Consider the following 18,539-nt stretch of genomic DNA (forward strand, 5'->3'; position numbering starts at 1 on the left):
GCGGCTCTGCCTTGATCATTGGTCTTTCCCTTCCGGTGGGCGGCACCTGGTTGCTGGTCACTTTTCGGTCTCGGCCACGATGAAGCGGGCGAGCCGGAGGATCCCTTCGGTGATCTCCTCTTCGGACAGGTAGCTGACCGACAGCCGGATGCCGTGCTCCCCGCCGCCACCCGGGTAGAAATACGACATCGGCGTCCAGATGACGCCGAATTCCTCGGCCGACCGCGCCAAGGCGGCATTGCCCGCCCGGAACGGGACGCGCATGCTCAGGAAGAAGCCCCCGGTGGGGGTGTTCCACCGCACCCCGAGGGCCTCTCGCCGGTCCGCTGGGAAACATTGCTCAAGCTGCCGCAAGGTGGACCGCATCGCGGTGGCGTAATGATCGGCCGTCTTGGCGTTGAGTTCCGAGACTCGCCCCTGGCAGCTGAGGAGCATTCCGGCCACGACGGCCTGGCTCAGCGGCGAGGTGTTCACTGTCACCATGCTCTTGATCTTGGCCAGCTCGGCGGCCAGCGGGCCGGTGCCGCCCGCCCGGTCGGCGACCAGCTGGTCGGCCACGGCGAAGCCCACCCGGGCACCGGGAAAGGCCGTCTTGGAGTAGGAGCCCAGATGGATGACCCTGCGGTCGCGGTCCAGTGACTTGAGCGTCGGCAGGTACGGCGGGGGGCTGACCAGGCGGTAGGGGCTGTCCTCCAGGATCAGGATGTCCTCGCGACGGGCAAGGTCGAGAAGTTCGTGGCGCGTGTGCACCGGCATGGTGGTCCCCGCCGGATTCGAGTGGTCGGGCACCACGTAGAAGGCACGAGGGCGCCGGCCCCCCGCGCGTTCCCTCCTGATGGCCTCCTCCAGGTTCGCGCAGCTCAGACCGTCCTCACGTTCCTCCACCGGCGTCGGCTCGATGTCGAGCAGCCGGGCAGCGCCCGTCATCCCCACGTAGCACGGGCTGGACACCAGAAGGACGTCCGTCTGGTCGGCGATGAGGGCCCGCAGCACCAGGAACATGGCCTCCTGGCAGCCCACGGTGACCACGATCGACTCCGGCCCGACGTCGATGCCCTCGTCCGCGCGCAGCGAGTCCGCGATCAGCTCCTGGATCCGGCCGGCCGTCGGGCCGTACTGGAAGATCGCGTCACGGATCCGGTCGGCGGAGCTCCCGCCCGCCGCCAAGTGATCGATGTACTCGTGGAGATAGGCGAAAACCTGATCGACATCGAAGAATCCGTCATAAGGCCTGCCCGGTGCGAACGAGATCGCCTCCGGATACCGAAAGGTGACCTCATTCAGAAAGTTCATCGTGTCCAGCAGCGGGTCGGACAGACTGCCGTGCAGATCGCCGATATTCAACTCAACGTGCGGGATGCCCTGCGCCGACATTGGACCGCCACCACCTCGGCAAATTGAAGTGAGCCATTTATTGTCCCGCGCCGCCGCATCTTCCGCCATGGCCACACACTGGGATAACTGTTGCGTTCCAGCAATAGCCTGTCAAGGCAGGCTCAGCAATGTTCGACTGCTGCAAATCCTCAGTTGAACACCGCACGGGGGGCCTCGCCAATAATCAGCGAATTGACATTTCGCTGCCCCGCTCCAATAATTCCGGACCGCAGGCCACCTAGGACGTGATTCACCGATTGCGGCTGGAACTTACGCGGCATGATCGATTCCGCCGTCCTTCCGCTCGACGTCTCGGCCCACCGCTCCGAACGTAAGCCTGTACTACGGCAACCACGGCGCCCAGGCCGCGCGGCAGTCTGCCTCTGAAGAGGGATGTCCTTGCCAACTCATGGACCAGGTACGGCAATTCGGTGTCAGCCGACCACCAGTCGACCGCCAGCATCGCCGCGTAGCGTCAGCGCCAGTTTCGCTCAACCGAACCATGCGAAGGAGCGCAGCCGTGGCCCATCCAGGTGCTCGTGTGTCCCAGTCGGTGAGCAATACAGCGTCCTCTCATCCACCCGTCGACGACCTGGACACACACACCAGCAGTGACAGCACAGCGGTGGTGGTGTCCGTACCCCTGCTCTCGCTTCGCCCGGCCGATTCCCCACGGCTGAACGGCGAGGACAGGGCCCACATCATGCGCCTCGCCGAGGCCGAGACGCCGCTACCGCCGATCCTGGTGGACCGGCGCTCCATGCAGGTGATCGACGGGATGCACCGCCTCATGGCCGCGTCCCTGCGGGGCCAGGAAACCATTGACGTCATGTTCTTCGAGGGCAACGAGGCGGACATCTTCCTGCGTGCCGTCCAGGAAAATGTCACGCACGGCCTGCCGCTGTCCCGAGCCGACCGCCGCGCCGCGGCGGAGCGGATCATCGCCTCGCACCCGCACCTGTCCGACCGGGCGATCGGCCAGACGGCGGGGCTGGCGGCGAAGACGGTCGCCGCCATCAGGAAGCTCTCCGGCGAAAGCGCACCACAGCCGAGTGTGCGGGTCGGCAGGGACGGCCGGGTCCGCCCGCTGGACGGCCGGGCTGGTCGACGGCGAGCCGCGGAACTGCTGGCCGAACAGCCGAACGCGTCCCTACGCGATGTGGCCCGTGCCGCGGGCATCTCCCCGGCGACGGCGTTCGACGTGCGCAAGCGCCTGGAAAGCGGTGAGTCACCTGTTCCGGAGAAGGCAGCCGGGCGCACAGGCCGGGCACGTACCGCCGATACGGGCGCGAACGCCGGGAACGAGGCGGCCGGTCACGGCGCCGGTGTCGGCCAGGACAATGCCACCGCTGCCCCCGTGCCGCCGCTGCGCATCGAACCGCGGTCGGGCTCCGGGAAGGCGCCGGATCCTGCCGCCACGGTCGAAAAGCTCATGCGTGATCCGTCCCTGCGCAACAGCGAGCAGGGCAAGAGCATCCTCCGGCTCCTGCATGTCAACGCGGTCGGCTCGAAACAGCTGCCGGACGCGGCCGAATCGGTACCACCGCACTGCGTCGCCATCATCGTGCAACTCGCCCAGCAGTACGCCAGCATGTGGCAGGACTGCGCTCGGGAACTGGACAGGCGAGCCCGCATCGTCGACCCCTTCGCGAGCCGCCCGCCGACCAGATCCGCCTGAGGTGCCGGACCGGTCCTCGGCCGACGGGCACCCGCTACGCGGGAGGGTTGGCTCTCTCCCGGACGTGGCCGCCGCAGGGTGTGGGCCGGCGGCCGCGTCCACACCCATGGTCCGCGCTCACAGGGGCACTGTCCCGATGCCGCCATGCCCGCGTCAGCCGCCCCAGTGGCAGTGGATGTCAGCTTGCCTGGGAATAGGGGCAACAGCGCAACCCCAGTTCACGGTAGGCCGTGGGCGCGCGGCTGCTGAGATGCACTGCCTGCCGGCGCCCGCCGAGCCGGACGAGGCAGGAGTCGATGGTGTGGAGGGCCCGGATCTCGTCTTGCAGGTCTGCGGCGTCACGGGACAGCCGCACCACCTGTCGTGCCTGGGCCGTCGTCACCAGGATGCGATGCTGCAAGGGCGGGACGTGGGCGCGGCTGAGACCCGACGGCGCCTGGAACCGACCGTTGCCGAACTGCTGAGTCACCTCGTCGGCCTTGTCCAGGTGGTGACTTGCGCTGACGACATCACCGAGCAGAAAGCTCAGCCAGCCAAGCTGCTGACGAGCCATCGCCTGGCCGACGAGATCATCCTGACCGATGGCGACGGCCAGTGCGGCCTCCTGAGCGGAAGCGAGCCTTCGCCAGCATGCCTGGCCCCGGAAGAACCACCCCGCAGTCCAGGGCAACTCCCAGGCGTACGGGGCGTAGCCGCCTTCGGCGGCCTGCCTGATGACGGCGAGCAGGACGTGCTGTTCGTTCTCAAACCAATCGGCCGCCTGTTCCAGGCCCTCGATCTCCTCGAGGGTGATCCCAGGGCGTGGCGGGACGGAATCGACCTCTGCCTGACCATGGCCGAGGAAACTCGACGCCAGGACGGAGGCACGCAGGTAGTGGTCGAGCACACGCTGTACCGCGGCCCGCCGGTCTTCTTGGTTCTCGCGGAGGCCGGCCTCTTCGGCCGCGTAGGAGCGCAGCAGCTCATGACAGGTGTAGCGACCAGGCAGGTGCTCCGTCAGCAGGTGCTCGGCGCACAGTTCTCCCAGTGCCAGGCGCGTCTGTCCTGGTGTCAGCGCCGCCAGACTCGCCGCCACCGGAACAGTGATGTCCGGGCCGGGATAGATTCCCAGCAGCCGGAACAGGCGCGACGCCAAGCTGCCGAGCCTGGCTCGCGACCAGGAGAACACCGCCCTGAGGCCACTGACCGGCTCCCTCGCGTCCGGCGCGTCGAGCCGCCTCCGTGTGTCCGGCAGCTCGGACGCGAGCGTGGCCAGTGGCAAGCCGGGGCTCACGACAGCACGAGTGGCGGCATCGCACACGGCCAGCGGCAGACCGCCGCACGAGGCGGCCAGTTCATTGATCACGGCAGGATCGGCCGTCGTCGATCTGGCACGCAGGTGCAGGGCCAGCAGTTTGCGCGATTCGTTCTCCGGCAGGGCTCCCAGCGTCATCAGATGGGCGCCTTCCGCAGCCAGACCGGTCAGCCAGCTCCTGCTGGTTATCAGGACCAGACAGGTCGGTGATCCCGGCAGCAAGGGGCGGACCTGTTCCGCGTCGTGAGCGTCGTCCAGGACGATGAGCATGCGACAGTCCGCCAGCAGGCTGCGGTACAGGGCGGCCCGCCCATCGATGTCCGGAGGGATCCGCCCAGGCGGCACGCCGAGTGAGAGCAGGACGCCGGCCACCGCGTCGGCCGGAGCGACCGGCGTTCCGGACGGCCCGGAGCCGCGCAGGTTGACGAACAACTGCCCGCCGGGGAACCGAGGGGCCATCTGATGCGCCCAGTGCACAGCCAGCGCGGTCTTGCCGATCCCGGCCGTTCCCGTCAGCGCCGCGATGACCACGCCCTTCGCATGCGTCATGTCCTGTTCCGCCAGGGCGGAAAGCCAGGCGAGTTCGCCGGCACGTCCGGTGAAGCAGCGCGGCGCGGCGGGCAGCTGCCTCGGCACCGGGTGCCCGGCAGCGGCGGCGATCGGGGGCATCCGGGCGTGCGTCGGCTCCCGGTCCGGAGCCCGAAGGTCCTGCCGCAGCACCCGCATGTAGGCATCGGCCAACTCCTCGCCCGGATACAGTCCCAGCTCGCGGTCCAGGCGCGACCTCACGCCCTCGTAGACCCGGATGGCGTCCGCCTGCTGCCCGGAGCCGGCCAGAGCGATCATGAGGTAGGCATGGACCCGTTCGTTGAGCGGCTCGGCGTCGGCCAGCGCCTGCAGCCGCACCAGCGCCCGGTTGTGCTGGCCCAACTCGCGGGTGAGCTCCGCATACTGCAGCAGGACCCCGACCAGTTCCTGTCTGAGTGCCGTGATGCCCGGGTGTCCCCGGAGTGCGGCGACGTCGGCGAACGGCTCACCGCGCCACAGGCTCATCGCCCGCTCGTAGTACTCGACTGCGGTCGCGTCCTCCCCGTCCTCCCGGGCCGCGGCGGCACGAGCGGCCAAGTCCCTGAAGTCCAGCAGATCGACTTCCATGGCCGAGAGGCTCAGCCGGTAGGCGCCCCCGAACGAATCGATCACCTCGTCATCGCCACCGACGCGGCGGCTGCCTTTCAGGGCCCTGCGGATTCTGCTGACATGTGCCTGTACCAGGCTCACCGCGGTGCGAGGCGGCGCGTCACCCCACAGCAGGTCGACGATCGCGTCCCGGTGCACGGGGACTCCTGGGTCCAGAAGGAGCAGCCCGAGCACCGCTCGCCGCGCGGGGGAACCGAAGCGCAACGGCTTCCCGTCCGTCCAGGCCTCGAGTGGGCCGAGGACCGACAACCACAGTCCTGTGTCATGGCCGGGCGGGTGCGCCCTGCGCGCGCAATCGGAACCACCGAGCGGGCGATGTGCCGACGGCACCTCATCGGGACGTCGCCGCGGTAACGCGGCCGCCCGGGCCAGGCTGGCCGCCTGGTCTGCGTCAAGGCCCAGAGCGTCGGTCAGCGCGGTCAGCGAATCCGCTCGCGGCCGCACCCGCCGAGACTGCTCGAAGTCGCGCAACGCGGCGAGGCTCAGTCCTGCCTTTGCCGCGAGTTCCCGTTGGGTCAGCCCCATCTCGCGACGATACGCACGTACTAGCGACCCGAAATGTCGGTTCTTGTCACTGTTCCCCACCATCATCTGCCCCCGTATCAACATGATGGCAACATAAGCGATCCAACTTCAATATTGTCAGGGTCAGACGAGCCAGGTTGTCACTTACCGCGCAAATCATGGCCACGGCTACGGTCCCGTGTGATGGTGCAGCGGAACACCAAACGCCTGGTCAGTGGACGATGCGGTAGCGGTGCTCCGTCGGCCGGTCGAGCCGCAGCGGAGTCCGACCCGGACCAGGCCCTCCCGCACGAGGCGGGATTCCCTTTCGTTCCGCATACAGTTCCGTCAGCCGTTCCATCGCGGCATCCTGTGGCCTGGAGCCAATCTCCTCCGCCTGGGGCACAGTTGACCGTCGACAAGGTCGACCGGGTCGGCGCCCATGACGAGGGCCTGCTCGCCGACGCCCGGCGCAGGCTCACGCCGTACGTCGCCCCGCTCGCGGAGGTGACGAGCATCGGCACGTCCGGGGCCGGGGTGGCCGCCCTGCCCGAGGACGGCCGGCTGGCCGAGGCCCTCACCGAGGTCGACCCGGGCATTCTGGCGGCGCTCGTGGACGGCCCCGAGCCCACAGGTCGACCGGCGCGAGGCCCTCACCGCCCGCACCGCCGACGGCTCCTTCCACCCGGTGTTCTTCGGCTCCACCCTCGGCGGCCAGGGCGTGGCCCACCTCGACGAGGCGTGACCCGGCTGAGCCCGGCCGACTCCGCGACACAAGAGGGTGAACCGCGCGGCACCGTGTTCGCCGTACGTCCCGGACCCGGCGGTGAGCGCATCGCCTCCCTGCGCCGCTACGACGGTGAGGTGACGGAGCGTCAGCGGCTTACGTTGCTCAGGTGCGAGGCCGACGGCGCGACGAGCCGGATCCGCGGGCGGGTGACCCACCTGAGCGGACCCCTCACCGCCCACACCATCGCGGCGCTGACGTTCTCCTCCGCACTCCGCGTGGGCGACCGTCTCGGCGAACTCACGGACACCGCACCGCAGTTCGCTCCCCCGACCCTCCAGACCCTGGTCACCGCCCGCCGCCCCGGTCAGGCGGCCCGGCCGCGCTCGGCCCTCCTCGCCCTCGCCGACCAGACCCCTTCCACGCACGCCCCGCGGCCGGCGGCGGCACCGTGCTGCTCCTCTACGGCGAGGTCCAGATGGAGGTGCTCGCTGCGCCCCTCGCCCAGGACTTCGGCGTCGAGGCGGACTTCGAGCCGGGCCGGGTGCGCCGCCTGGAGCGTCCGCGCGGCACGGGGAAGCCTGCGAGGAGAGCCCCTGGCGTCCCGGGACCCGCTACTGGGCGACGATCGGGCTGCGGGTCGAGCCGGGCGAGCGCGGCTCCGGTGGGGTCTTCGCTTGCGAGACCGAACTCGGCGCGCTGCCCCGGGCGTTCCACCAGGCCGTCGAGGAGACCGCCCACGCGAACATGCGCACCGGTCTGACCGGCGCGACCGTGACGGACTACCGGGTCACCCTCGTCCGCTCCCGTTTCGTGGCACCGCTCAGCACCGCCGCCGACTTCCGCGGGCTCACTCCGATCGTGCTGTGCCGGGCCTTGAGCGTGCGGGGACCTGGCTGTTCGAGCCGTACCACGCGTTCGAGGCGGAGGTTCCACTGGACGCGCTGGCTCCGGTCACCGGACAACTCGCCGCCGTGGGAACCGAGTTCACGGGCACGACAGGCAGGACCACGGCCTGGACGGTCGCCATGCTTTGCACTTCTGACGCTTGAGCGAGCCGGGCGGTCGGCCGCAGCCCGGAAGCGCGGCTGTCAGGGCAGGCGGGGCAGTACGTCCCGCGCCGTGTGGCTCAGGATGCGCAGGTTCTCGGCGAACCGCTCCCGGTCGCCGGGCGGCAGGGGTTCCACGAAGTAGCGCCTGATGTTCTCGACGTGTACCCGGGACGCGGTGACCGCGGTCTCCTCGCCCTTCGGGGTGAGGCGCACCAGCCGCCCCCGGCGGTCACCGGGATCCTCGGCACGCGCGACCAGGCCCGCCGCCTCCATGCGGTCCACCAGCCGGGTCGCGCCCCCGGTGGTCAGCACCTGCTCCTGGGCGACGGCCCGCATGGACAGTCCGGGCTCACCGGCCCGGCCCAGGATCAGCAGCACCTCGAACATGAGATGGCTGATCCCGCACTCCTGCTCCAGGGCCCGTCCCAGGATGTACTCCAGCCGGTTGGCCGCCCCCTGAAGCCGCCCGAAGGCCAGCACCAGCGCGTTGTTCGCGGCCTCCTGGGCCGTCGAGATCTCCGCCTGTCCGTCCACGTCGTCCCCGCCGCCCTTCCGATCAGGTTGCCGCACGCCTCGTGCACCGATCATGCCGTGCGCCGAACGATCTGCGGGACACGGGTGAGCGCCATGGCCTCCGGGCCGCCCCTTCCGCAGGTAGGCGACCGGGACAGACAAACAGACGCGGTACCTCGCGCTGGGCGAGCGCCTCCGCCTTGTCCATCGCGGGGAAGTCCGGCGGGTCGACCCGGTCAGCGCCCGAGGCGGTCCTGGACGGTGATCGCCGCCTCGGCTCAGCTCCGGCTCGATCGTCCCGTGGCCCCCGCCCTCCGCCGACCTGTTGCTCACGAACTGGACGTCGCCGGAGGGGCGGTGACATACCGTCAGGGCATGGACCTGGTCAGCGGCGTCGTCGGCATCGCGTACTCGCACTTCTACGTCAGCGAGTACGTGGAGCCCGGCTTCGACAACAGCACACAGGCACCGGACTTCCGCACCGACGCCCCGGTGATCCTCACGCCTGGCCGGCTCACCATCGTCAGTCAGGTGCAGACCCATGACGCCTGGGTGACGCTCATGTTGTCCGATGCGGAGCCCGTCCAGCAGACGGAACAGTGGCAACGGCTAGGTACATGGCCCTATGCGCCCGTGTACGGGGGGCGGATGGGTGTGTCGGGCCCCACCACCGGTCCCGCGACGCCCGCCATGGGCTGGCTCTCCGGAGGGCAGGGCGATGACCGGTCGCTGGCACTCGATCCCTCCCGGGTCTACACCGTCCACGTCTACGCCAGGGGCCGCCAGGACTCCCGAGTCAGGTTCGAGGCAGCCATGGAGCGCGAGCCAGGGGGCGTCCATGAGGGCTACGAGGACTACGTGGTGGTGTTCGTCCCCTCCGGCCACCAACCGAAGCCCCAGCCCGCACGGTGAACGCCAGGTTCGCTGCTGACGCGGCCCGGGGCATCAGGCCGACCGCGTTTCACCCCCTCCCCGGAGTATCTCGATACCCGCTCGGTCGGTGTCCTCCGGTACCGCGTTCAGGCGATGGATCAGCACCCAGCGGCCGTCGTCCATCGCTCCGGCGAAGAGCGAGGCGTGGCGTGTCGCCCCGTTGTGCCACCGCAGCGGGCCTGACGTCTGCCAGCTCGGCGCGGGATCCCCCAGCCGACGCTCCACCAAGAGTCGTACCACCAGGTCGGCCGCCGCACGGGGAGTCGCCCACAGCCCTCCCGCCGGAAGGATCGCGCCGTCCATCTTCCACGGCCTGCGGGGCCGGCCGAAACGCCCGGGGATCGGCAGACGCCGGCCGGGATCGGGGTGGGCGGTCATCTCCGTGATGCCGAGGGGCCGCAGGACGTACTCGGTCACCAGTTCCTCGTACGTGGTCCCTGAGGCTGCCGTCAGGGCCGCGCCGAGCACGGCGTAGCCGAGGTTGGAGTACTCCTCCACCTCGCCGGCGGGTCGCGTGGCGAGCGTGTCGAGGCGGGGCAGCAGCCGGTCCAGGGCGGGGCGGTCGAACGCCGCGTACGGGTCGCGCCGGGAGTGAAGGCCGGGTGGCAGGCGAGGGAGACCGGAGGTGTGCCGGGCCAGGTGCAGGAGTGTGATCCCTGTCCCCGGGGCCACGGGCAGCCACCGCTCGACGGGGTCGTCGAGCGCCAGCACCCCGGACGCGGCCATACGGGTCAGCGCCGTGCCGGTGACAACCTTGGTGAGGGAGGCGATCTGAACGAAGCGGTCGACGGCGTGACCGTCGCTGGAAGCCGGCGGGCCGGTGTCGCTGAACACACAGGTCGGAATGGGTCGGCGCACGACGGCCCTCACGCGCCGCGCGGCGGCACCGCGCAGGCGGGCGTGCCGCCGGGCAGACGACGCCGGTTGCGGGACACCCAGCGGTAGAGCGCGCCGGCGCAGGCGCGGATGCCGGGAAGGCGCACCACGGACGCGAGCACGCGGTACGCCCGCGCGGGCGAGGTGCCCATGTAGGAGGCCAGGGCGTCCACCCCGCCCGCGAGGACCTCACCGTCGCGCAGCAGCAGAACCTCACGGTCCAGACGGTCGAGATGCGGCGCCGTCGACCCCGCGGGCAGGAACTGCCACGGCACCGCTTGCAGTGCCGGTGTGGCGAGGGCCCGGATCCGGTCGACGGACGCCTGGCAGAAGCCGCAGTCCCCGTCGTAGGCGAGAACGGGTCGTGGCGGTGCTGCCGAGGGTGATGGCTTGACGCGGGGGTGGCTCACGGGGTCTCCGTCCAGTGCTGCACCAGAGGCCTCCGCTTCGGCGGGGCGAGGGGCACGTGATCTGGAGGAATTACATCAGCCCGTCCGTGAGCAGGACAGGGGAGGTCTTTCGGGGTGGCCGGCCGGCAGCCGCTCGGCCATAGGCCGGAACGGGTTCCGGCACCCGTCCGGCATCAGGCCCCGCGGACAACACTCGCCCTCTCCCCGCCCAGCACCTGGCGATAACTCAACGTAACGAAGCATGACGAGGGTGGCTGCTCACCAGGACACCGGCAGCCGTCGTGGGCCGCGCGTCATCTGCCCCTCCCGCCACGCGATGGTGTCCGGGGTGAACTCGGCCCGCAGGCCCGGGAAGCGGACCGCCAGCCGGTGCAGGGCCAGGCCCAGCTCCAGGCGGGCCAGCCACGCGCCCAGGCAGTGGTGGGGACCGGCGCCGAAGACCACGCTCGGTGTGGTCAGCGGGGCGAACAGGTCGGTGTCCTCGGGCCTCGGGAAAACGTCCGGGTCCCTGTTGGCCGCGTTGGTCTGGACGGCGACCACGGCCCCCGCCGGGATCGTCACCCCGCCGACCTCGACGTCCTCGACGGCCCGGCGGATCAGACCGGGCAGCACCCTGCCCTCGCTGAGCGGGATCGTGCGCAGAAGCTGTTCGACGGCGGTCTCAGCGGCTTCCTGGCTCTCGGCGAGGCCCGGCCAGGCCTGCCGCCCGTCGGTCAGGAGGTGGACGACGATGTTGCCGAGGGCCGTCGTGGTCGTCTCGTGCCCGGCGACCACCAGGCCCAGGACCAGAACGACCAGGCGCGGCTCCTCGATGCCGAGGCCGTCGCCGGCCACGACCAGGGCGCTCACCAGGTCGTCGCCCGGTTCCTTGCGTCGCTCGGCGACCAGTTCCGCGCAGAAGAGGCCGAACTCCCGCATGGCCGCGCCGACCTCCTCGGCGGTGTGGGCGCCGCCGGACAGGGCGTGGTCGGCCCAGTCGCGGATACGCTCCCAGTCGGCGTGTTCCAGCCCCATCAGCCGGGAGATCACCGAGACCGGCAGTCGGCGGGTGAACGCCTCGACGATGTCGGCGGGCTGCGGCTGCCGTGCCAGGTCGTCGAGGAGGGACTCCACCACGGCGGCGGTCCAGGGCCGCCAGCGGGTGATCGCGCGCGGGGTGAAGGCCCGCTGGACCGTGCCCCGCAGCAGCTGGTGGGGCGGGCCGTCCTGGTTGAGGAGGCCGTCAGGGGAGTCCAGCAGGTTCGGCACGAGGAGCAGCGGCGGTGCGTCCTCGTCCCTGAGCGACTTCCTGTTGAAGCGGGGGTCCATGAGCACCTGGCGCACGTCGGCGTAGCGGGTGACGAGCCACACGGGGGTGCCGGTGGCCAGGGTGGTGAGCCGGGGCGGGCCGTTGTCCGGCAGGGGGATGCGGTGCATGGGAGGAAGGGGCCGGGCCGTGCTGTCTGTGCTCATCCGGGTCTCCAGACACGCCGGTACGCGGAGTGCTCCACGCTAGTGCGCCCCGGAGTGTCCCGTCAGTGTCCCAATCGGCCAACAAGACGGACCGGCAGGGCTTTTGGGGGTCATCCGTGGGCATCCGTGCAGTAGGAAGGAGGGCCGTCGCATGACGACTCCCATCAGGCGCGTGTCCAGGCGCATGCCCGGCTGGGCGAAGGCGGTGAGCGCCGTGGTGCTGGTGCTCGTGGTGTTCTTCGTCGGTATCCGGTTCAGTGTGATCCCTGGCCTCAAGGACCTGTTCGGCACGGAGACCCACGACCGCTCGGGTCCCGCACTTCTGGAGTCCATCCAGGACATCAGCCGTTACGACGCCGCCTCCGGCAATTTCCAGGTCGTCGTGGACCTGGAGAAGGACACCAAGTTCCTGCCCGACGCGATCCGCGGCTCCCGCACCCTGTACGTCGGGGCCGGCGCCGTCGACGCCTACGTCGACCTCGGCAAGGTCGCCAAGAACGACGTGACGGTCAACGAGGACCGCACCGCCGCCACCCTGCACCTGCCGCACGCCCGGCTCGGCAAGGCCACGCTGGACGCCGACCGCTCCTACGCGGTCTCCAAGCAGCGCGGTCTGCTCGACCGGCTCGGCGACTTCTTCTCCGACAACCCCAACAGCGAACAGGCCGTGCAGAAGCTCGCGGTGAAGCACATCACCGAGGCCGCGAAGGAGAGCGAGCTGACCAAGCGGGCCGAGACCAACACGACCAACATGCTCAAGGGACTGCTGAACTCGCTCGGCTTTAAGAAGGTCGAGGTCACCTACGGCACCTGATCAGCCGCCGAGCATGCCCGGCAGGGTGAGGGCGCCGAGACAGGCGGCGCCCTCACCGACCGCGAGTTCCAGGGTGTCCACGGTGCTGATGAACACGAGCCAGAGCACGGCGAGTGCGGCCCATCAGCCGAGGAGGTCGGCCGTGGCGAGGAGTGTCGTACGCCTGCTCATGCGCCACCTCCTGCACACCGCGGCCCGGGAGACGTCCGTCACGCGCCATCCGAACACCGCCCCCGGGGGCGTGCGGTGGCGACACGCGCGGTCCTCAGCCCCAGTGCCCCGACCGTACGAAGGGAAACCGGAGTCCGGTCTGCGCACGGCGGCATCCTCGGGCCGTTCAGGGGTAATCGCCTTACGACACAGGGAAGTTGCAGAGCGGAGGATCTAATGGCCTGGGCGCCCTCACGTTCGCGAGCGGGGTCAGACGCCGGCACCGCCAAGACCGAGCGCGCGGCACAGCCCGCCCGCCCGCGGCGCAATCCGGTCTCCCTCGTCGTCCGTTTCGTGGCGATGGTGTTCGCCTTCGCGTTCATGGTGGCGTTCGCCGTGGTCCTGGCCCGGCTCACGCTCGAACCCTCGCCCGCGTCGGTGGACCTGACCCACACCAATCTGCATCCCGGCGCGTCACTCAGGGCCTATCTGGACCAGCCCGAGATGCGGGACGCCGTCAAGCAGATCGGCGGGAACATCCTGCTGGGCGTGCCGTTCGGCATCCTGGTCCCGATCATCGCCCCCAAGACCCGCGGACTGCTGCGGATCCTGCTGCTGACGGCCGTGGTGATGCTGCTGGTCGAGTTCGCGCAGGGCGCGCTGGTGGAGGGGCGGGCCTTCGACATCGACGACGTCATCCTCAACTCCTTCGGCGCCCTGATCGGTTATCTGCTGCTGGGACGGCGGCTGAGCCGGGCCGTGCACAAGCCGGCGAAGAAGGCGTAGGGAACTCGGGGGCCGCTCGACTTCTGGTCTGTACCAAAGTATTGACGCCCCCTTAACTCACTCCTTAAATCAAGAGGCGACATCTTCACCCCCCACCTCGAAGGAAGAGCCGTGGCCGCCTCACGCCTGTTGCGCGGATGTCTCCTCGCCGCACTGTCCGCCGTACTGATCTCCTCCGGTACCGCCCAGGCGGACCCGCCCGCCGTCCCCGCCGCCGCCGCGGTGGCGTTCTCCGACACCTTCGACGGGCCCGCCGGAGCCGCGGTCGACTCCTCGAAGTGGCAGATCGAGACCGGCGACAACGTCAACAACCACGAGCGGCAGTACTACACGTCGGGCAACAAGAACGCTGCCCTCGACGGCCAGGGCCACCTGGTGATCACGGCCCGTCGCGAGAACCCGGCGAACTACCAGTGCTGGTACGGCACCTGCCAGTACACCTCGGCCCGGCTGAACACCTCCGGGAAGTTCACCGCGCAGTACGGGCATGTCGAGGCGCGCATGAAGATCCCACGCGGACAGGGCATGTGGCCGGCGTTCTGGATGCTCGGCACACCGGTCAACTGGCCGGACTCGGGCGAGATCGACATCATGGAGAACGTCGGCTTCGAGCCCTCGACCGTGCACGGCACACTCCACGGCCCCGGTTACTCCGGCTCGGGCGGCATAGGCGCCGGCTACACCCTGCCCAACGGCCAGGCCTTCGCGGACGCCTTCCACACCTTCGCCGTCGACTGGGCACCTGACTCGATCACCTGGTCCGTGGACGGCACCGTCTACCAGCGGCGCACCCCCGCCGACCTGGGCGGCCGCACCTGGGTGTTCAACAAGCCGTTCTTCCTGATCCTGAATCTCGCGGTCGGCGGCTACTGGCCCGGCGACCCGGACGGCTCCACGTCCTTCCCGCAGCAGCTCGTGGTGGACCACGTGTCGGTGACCACCGGCGACACGGCCACCGGGACGGCGATCCGGGGCCTGGCGGGCAAGTGCGTCGACGTGGCCGGGGCGAACCCGGCGAACGGGACGGCCGTACAGCTCTACGACTGCAACGGCACCGCCGCCCAGCAGTGGACCGTCGGCTCGGACGGCACGATCCGCGCACTCGGCAAGTGCCTGGACGTGACGGGCGGCGGCACCGCGGACGGGACGGCGGTCCAGCTCTACGACTGCAACGGCTCCGGCGCCCAGCGGTGGACCGTCACGGGCGCACGCGACATCGTCAACCCGCAGGCCGGCAAGTGCCTCGACGTGACCGGCAACAGCTCGGCCAACGGCACCCGGCTCCAGCTGTGGACCTGCACGGGCGGCGCCAACCAGAAGTGGACGGTCGGCTGAGCCGGTCGGTCAGTGCCGGGTCCAGGTGAACTTGTCGCCGCCCACCCAGCGCACCACGTCCGGGTCGTCCAGGTCGTGGATGGTGATACCGAAGGCGGCGGCCGCCTCCAGCACGTCGGTGACGGCCCTCGCCTCGCCGACCACCTCCCCGTCGATCTCCACGATCCGGAACGGCGGCGTGGTCGGCTGCACCCCGAGCACGATGATCCGCGGATTGGCGATGTGCGGGCTCCCGATTTCGGTCATGGAACGAGCGTAGAACGCATCCCGCGGGAAGGAGAGGCGCGCCTCATCCGCCGAGCAGGTCGAGGACCGCCCCCTCGACCGCTCCCTGGGTGGCCGGCCGCCCGAAATCCCCCTGTTCACCCAGCCGGGTGAACGCCAGGGCTACGGTCCTCACCTGCTCGAACCGCCGGCGTGTTGCCCAGGTAGTGGCTGACCTCGCGCACGGTCCGGGCCGTCCTCGGCGGTGACGGCGAGGGCGACGGCGGTCAGGACCGCGGCGTGCCAGGTCCGGAAGTCCTTGGCGGTGACGTCGGTGTCGGACAGTCGGCGCAGTTCCCCGTTCTGGTCCTGCTGGGCGCCGGCGGCGTCCGGCGGCGTCGGTCCATGAGCGCGTCCGGGTCGGTAACCTGCTCGCCCTCGGCGCCCCGGTAACGGAAGCCCCGGCCGGAGCGGGCGCGGGAACTGGTCCGCGGTGTCAAGGGCGCCGCCACTCGTCGCCCCCGAGGTGCGAGCCGGCCTGCGGGCCCATGCGCAGCATCCCGCCGTCGACGCTCCAGGACGCGCCGGTGACGTAGGTGGCCTCGGGACCGGCCAGGAAGGCGATCACGGCGGCGACCTCGCGGGCGTCACCCGGGCGGCCGAGCGGGACGCCGGGGCGGTCCTCGGTGTGGACGTCGGTGTCCTCCTGGCCCGTCATCGGGGTGGCGATCTCGCCGGGCGCGACGGCGTTGACGGTGATGCCGTGCTCGGCGAGTTCCAGGGCCATGACCTGGGTGAGCAGACCGAGGCCGCCCTTGGCCGCGCAGTACGGGGCCGCGCCGACCCGGGGCTGGTGCTCGTGGACGGAGGTCACGTTGACGATCCGGCCGCCGGAGCCCTGCCGGATCATGTGCCGGGCGGCCCGCTGACCGCACAGGAAGGGGCCGACCAGGTCGACGTCGAGGACCTCGCGGACGGTGTCGAGCTCCAGGTCGAGGAAGGGCGTCATGGTGCCGGTGCCCGCGTTGTTGACCAGGACGTCGAGACGCCCGAGCCGCTCGCACAGCTCGTCGACGGTGTCGGCGGCTTCGGGGAGCCGGGTGAGGTCCATCCGGGCCACCGCGGCACGCCGGCCGAGGGCGCGGACCTCCTCGGCGGTCTCCTCCGCGCCCTTGAGGTCGGTGTGCCAGGTGATGCCGACGTCCATCCCCGCCCGGGCCAGCCGGACGGCGGTGGCCCGGCCGATGCCGGAGTCGGCGCCGGTGACCACGGCCACCTCGGTGCGGGGTTCGGTGGGGGCGGACATCTCGGCCTCCTCGGGACGGGGTGTCGTCAGGGCTGACGAGGCAGCCGCCGGACGTCCGGGGTCCGGGTTCGAGGGACGTCCGACGAGCCATCGCAGTACCCGGCGGCGCGTGCGACAAACCGCGCGCCCGTCGTGCGGCCCCCGGGTGCCTGGGGAACTCTGGAGGAGGAGGTGGCCATGGATCCCGTCGAGGCCCTGGAACGGATCGCCTTCCTGCTGGAGCGGTCCCTGGCGCCGACGTACCGCGTCCGTGCCTTCCGTACGGCGGCCCGGGTGCTGACCGGGCTGTCCGCGGACGAGGTGCGCGAACGCGCGGAGGCCGGGTCGCTGGAGTCGCTCAAGGGCGTCGGCCCGAAGACGGCCCAAGTGGTGCGTGAGGCGCTGGCGGGAGGCGTGCCCGGTTATCTGGAGAAGCTGGAGGCGGAGTCCACCGCGCCCCGGGGCCGGGGCGGCGAGAAGCTGCGGGCGCTCCTGCGCGGCGACTGCCATCTGCACTCCGACTGGTCGGACGGCGGCAGCCCGATCGAGGAGATGGGCCGGACCGCGGCGGAGCTCGGCCACCAGTGGGCGGTGCTGACCGACCACTCGCCGCGCCTGACCGTCGCCCGGGGACTGTCCCCGGAGCGGCTGCGGGAGCAGTTGGACGTGGTGGCGGCCCTGAACGAGACCTGGGCGCCGTTCCGGCTGCTCACCGGCATCGAGTGCGACATCCTCGACGACGGATCCCTGGACCAGGAACCCGATCTCCTGGACCGCCTGGACGTGGTGGTCGTGTCCGTGCACTCCAAGCTGCGCATGGACGCCCGCGCGATGACCCGGCGCATGGTGGCCGCCGTACGCGATCCGCACGCGAACGTCCTCGGGCACTGCACGGGACGGCTGGTGACCGGGCGCGGGCGGCCCGAGTCGCAGTTCGACGCGGACGAGGTGTTCGCCGCGTGCGCCGAGTCGGGCACGGCGGTGGAGATCAACAGCCGCCCGGAGCGCCTCGACCCGCCGCGCCGACTGCTGCGCCGGGCGGTCGAGGCGGGCGTGCTGTTCTCGGTCGACACCGACGCGCACGCTCCCGGCCAGCTGGACTGGCAGATCCTCGGGTGCGAGCGGGCGGAGGAGTGCGGGGTGCCCGCCGAGCGGATCGTGACCACCTGGAATCTCGACGAACTGCTCGCCTGGTCCCGGGAGGGCCGGGTGCCCGCCCGAGTGGCGGGCACCTGAAGTGGTACCCGTGCGGCCCGAGAGAGAAGGAGCGGTTCATGGAACGGGCGGCAGTGTTCGACGTCGACGGCACCCTGGTCGACACCAACCACCTGCATGTGGCGACCTGGTGGGAGGCGCTGCGGCAGGCGGGCCACCGGGTGCCGATGCACGCCGTCCACCGGGCCATCGGGCTCGGCTCCGACGACCTCGTCGCGCATCTCCTCGGTGAGGACCGCGACAAGGACCAGGACGCCGAGCTGAGCGCCGCCCACAAGGCCCTGTACGGGCAGTACTTCGACCGGCTGCCCGCCCTCCAGGACGCCGGCCGGCTGTTGCGTCGGCTGGACCACGAGGGCTGGCGGGTGGTGCTGGCCACCTCGGCGGGCGGGGCGGAACTGTCCGCGCTTCGCCGGGCGATCGACGCGGACGACGCGATCCTGGCCACGGCCAGCGCCGACGACGTCGAGGAGGGCAAGCCGGCCCCCGAGCCCGTCGAGCACGCGCTGGAGCTGGCCGGGGTGCCAGCGGAGCGCGCGGTCTTCGTCGGCGACACCGTCTGGGACATGCAGGCCGGCACCCGGGCGGGGGTGCGCTGCGTCGGTGTCCTGTGCGGCGGCATCCCCCGCGCCGACCTGGAGGAGGCGGGCGCGCAGGCGATCTACGACGATCCGGCCCACCTGCTGGCCTCCCTCGCGGACAGTCCCCTGGCATGACGTTCTCGCAGGCACGGAACCCAC

At 70.7% G+C, this 18,539-nt stretch carries 15 protein-coding genes and 2 pseudogenes; 8 read left to right on the forward strand and 9 right to left on the reverse strand.

Annotated features, from left to right (window positions below; all coding sequences use genetic code 11):
* Positions 1-57 precede the first annotated feature (57 nt).
* On the reverse strand, positions 58-1,374 hold the full coding sequence (locus ABZ098_RS40515) for a PLP-dependent aminotransferase family protein (RefSeq protein WP_356599265.1): 1,317 nt from the start codon (positions 1,372-1,374) through the stop codon (positions 58-60).
* Between the two features lie 541 nt (positions 1,375-1,915).
* On the opposite strand from ABZ098_RS40515, the gene ABZ098_RS40520 reads away from it, so the two are divergent.
* Entirely contained in the window at positions 1,916-3,052 is a 1,137-nt protein-coding gene (locus tag ABZ098_RS40520) for a ParB N-terminal domain-containing protein (protein WP_356599267.1), read from the forward strand.
* A 178-nt stretch (positions 3,053-3,230) separates the two neighbouring features.
* Here ABZ098_RS40520 and ABZ098_RS40525 read toward each other — a convergent pair whose 3' ends face one another.
* Positions 3,231-6,152: a BTAD domain-containing putative transcriptional regulator gene (locus ABZ098_RS40525; protein ID WP_356599269.1), complete on the reverse strand. Its 2,922-nt coding sequence runs from the start codon at positions 6,150-6,152 to the stop codon at positions 3,231-3,233.
* A gap of 303 nt (positions 6,153-6,455) precedes the next feature.
* Here ABZ098_RS40525 and ABZ098_RS40530 point away from each other — a divergent pair.
* Positions 6,456-7,778 (forward strand): annotated as a pseudogene (locus tag ABZ098_RS40530) (GTP-binding protein); the annotation flags it as partial.
* Positions 7,779-7,865: 87 nt separating this feature from the next.
* On the opposite strand, the gene ABZ098_RS40535 reads toward ABZ098_RS40530, so the two are convergent.
* Positions 7,866-8,360, reverse strand: coding sequence for a MarR family transcriptional regulator (locus ABZ098_RS40535; protein WP_356599419.1), 495 nt, complete (start codon positions 8,358-8,360; stop codon positions 7,866-7,868).
* A 354-nt stretch (positions 8,361-8,714) separates the two neighbouring features.
* On the opposite strand from ABZ098_RS40535, the gene ABZ098_RS40540 reads away from it, so the two are divergent.
* The gene (locus ABZ098_RS40540) at positions 8,715-9,251 is read left to right on the forward strand and encodes a hypothetical protein (protein ID WP_356599271.1); all 537 of its coding nucleotides are present in this window, start codon (positions 8,715-8,717) and stop codon (positions 9,249-9,251) included.
* Positions 9,252-9,284: 33 nt separating this feature from the next.
* Here the strand turns inward: ABZ098_RS40540 and ABZ098_RS40545 are convergent, their stop codons facing one another.
* The 3 genes from ABZ098_RS40545 to ABZ098_RS40555 all read right to left on the reverse strand — a co-directional run bounded on the left by ABZ098_RS40545 (position 9,285) and on the right by ABZ098_RS40555 (position 12,010).
* Positions 9,285-10,130 carry a serine hydrolase domain-containing protein gene (locus tag ABZ098_RS40545; protein WP_356599273.1) on the reverse strand — a complete coding sequence of 282 codons (846 nt, stop codon included), beginning with the start codon at positions 10,128-10,130 and terminating at the stop codon, positions 9,285-9,287.
* 8 nt (positions 10,131-10,138) lie between these two features.
* Positions 10,139-10,558, reverse strand: coding sequence for a DCC1-like thiol-disulfide oxidoreductase family protein (locus ABZ098_RS40550; RefSeq protein ID WP_356599275.1), 420 nt, complete (start codon positions 10,556-10,558; stop codon positions 10,139-10,141).
* A gap of 258 nt (positions 10,559-10,816) precedes the next feature.
* On the reverse strand, positions 10,817-12,010 hold the full coding sequence (locus ABZ098_RS40555) for a cytochrome P450 (RefSeq protein WP_356599277.1): 1,194 nt from the start codon (positions 12,008-12,010) through the stop codon (positions 10,817-10,819).
* A gap of 151 nt (positions 12,011-12,161) precedes the next feature.
* Between ABZ098_RS40555 and ABZ098_RS40560 the strand changes: the two genes are divergently transcribed.
* From ABZ098_RS40560 to ABZ098_RS40570, 3 genes are all read left to right on the forward strand, one after another.
* A complete protein-coding gene (locus ABZ098_RS40560) occupies positions 12,162-12,824 on the forward strand; it encodes a DUF4230 domain-containing protein (RefSeq protein WP_356599279.1) in 663 nt (220 codons plus the stop codon).
* Positions 12,825-13,211: 387 nt separating this feature from the next.
* Positions 13,212-13,760 carry a VanZ family protein gene (locus ABZ098_RS40565; RefSeq protein WP_356599281.1) on the forward strand — a complete coding sequence of 183 codons (549 nt, stop codon included), beginning with the start codon at positions 13,212-13,214 and terminating at the stop codon, positions 13,758-13,760.
* Positions 13,761-13,871: 111 nt separating this feature from the next.
* Positions 13,872-15,095, forward strand: coding sequence for an RICIN domain-containing protein (locus ABZ098_RS40570; RefSeq protein WP_356599283.1), 1,224 nt, complete (start codon positions 13,872-13,874; stop codon positions 15,093-15,095).
* 9 nt (positions 15,096-15,104) lie between these two features.
* Here the strand turns inward: ABZ098_RS40570 and ABZ098_RS40575 are convergent, their stop codons facing one another.
* From ABZ098_RS40575 to ABZ098_RS40585, 3 genes and pseudogenes are all read right to left on the reverse strand, one after another.
* Positions 15,105-15,341 carry a hypothetical protein gene (locus ABZ098_RS40575; RefSeq protein WP_356599284.1) on the reverse strand — a complete coding sequence of 79 codons (237 nt, stop codon included), beginning with the start codon at positions 15,339-15,341 and terminating at the stop codon, positions 15,105-15,107.
* Positions 15,342-15,384: 43 nt separating this feature from the next.
* Positions 15,385-15,653 (reverse strand): annotated as a pseudogene (locus tag ABZ098_RS40580) (DNA topoisomerase IB); the annotation flags it as partial.
* Positions 15,654-15,795: 142 nt separating this feature from the next.
* Positions 15,796-16,605, reverse strand: a complete 810-nt coding sequence (locus tag ABZ098_RS40585) for an SDR family oxidoreductase (protein ID WP_356599286.1) — start codon at positions 16,603-16,605, stop codon at positions 15,796-15,798.
* A gap of 177 nt (positions 16,606-16,782) precedes the next feature.
* Here ABZ098_RS40585 and ABZ098_RS40590 point away from each other — a divergent pair, with 177 nt between their 5' ends.
* Positions 16,783-17,820, forward strand: a complete 1,038-nt coding sequence (locus tag ABZ098_RS40590; RefSeq protein ID WP_356599288.1) for a PHP domain-containing protein — start codon at positions 16,783-16,785, stop codon at positions 17,818-17,820.
* 38 nt (positions 17,821-17,858) lie between these two features.
* Positions 17,859-18,515, forward strand: a complete 657-nt coding sequence (locus ABZ098_RS40595; RefSeq protein WP_356599290.1) for an HAD family hydrolase — start codon at positions 17,859-17,861, stop codon at positions 18,513-18,515.
* Positions 18,516-18,539 lie beyond the last annotated feature (24 nt).

It is taken from the genome of Streptomyces sp. NPDC006335 (assembly GCF_040612795.1).
Taxonomy (GTDB): Bacteria; Actinomycetota; Actinomycetes; order Streptomycetales; family Streptomycetaceae; genus Streptomyces.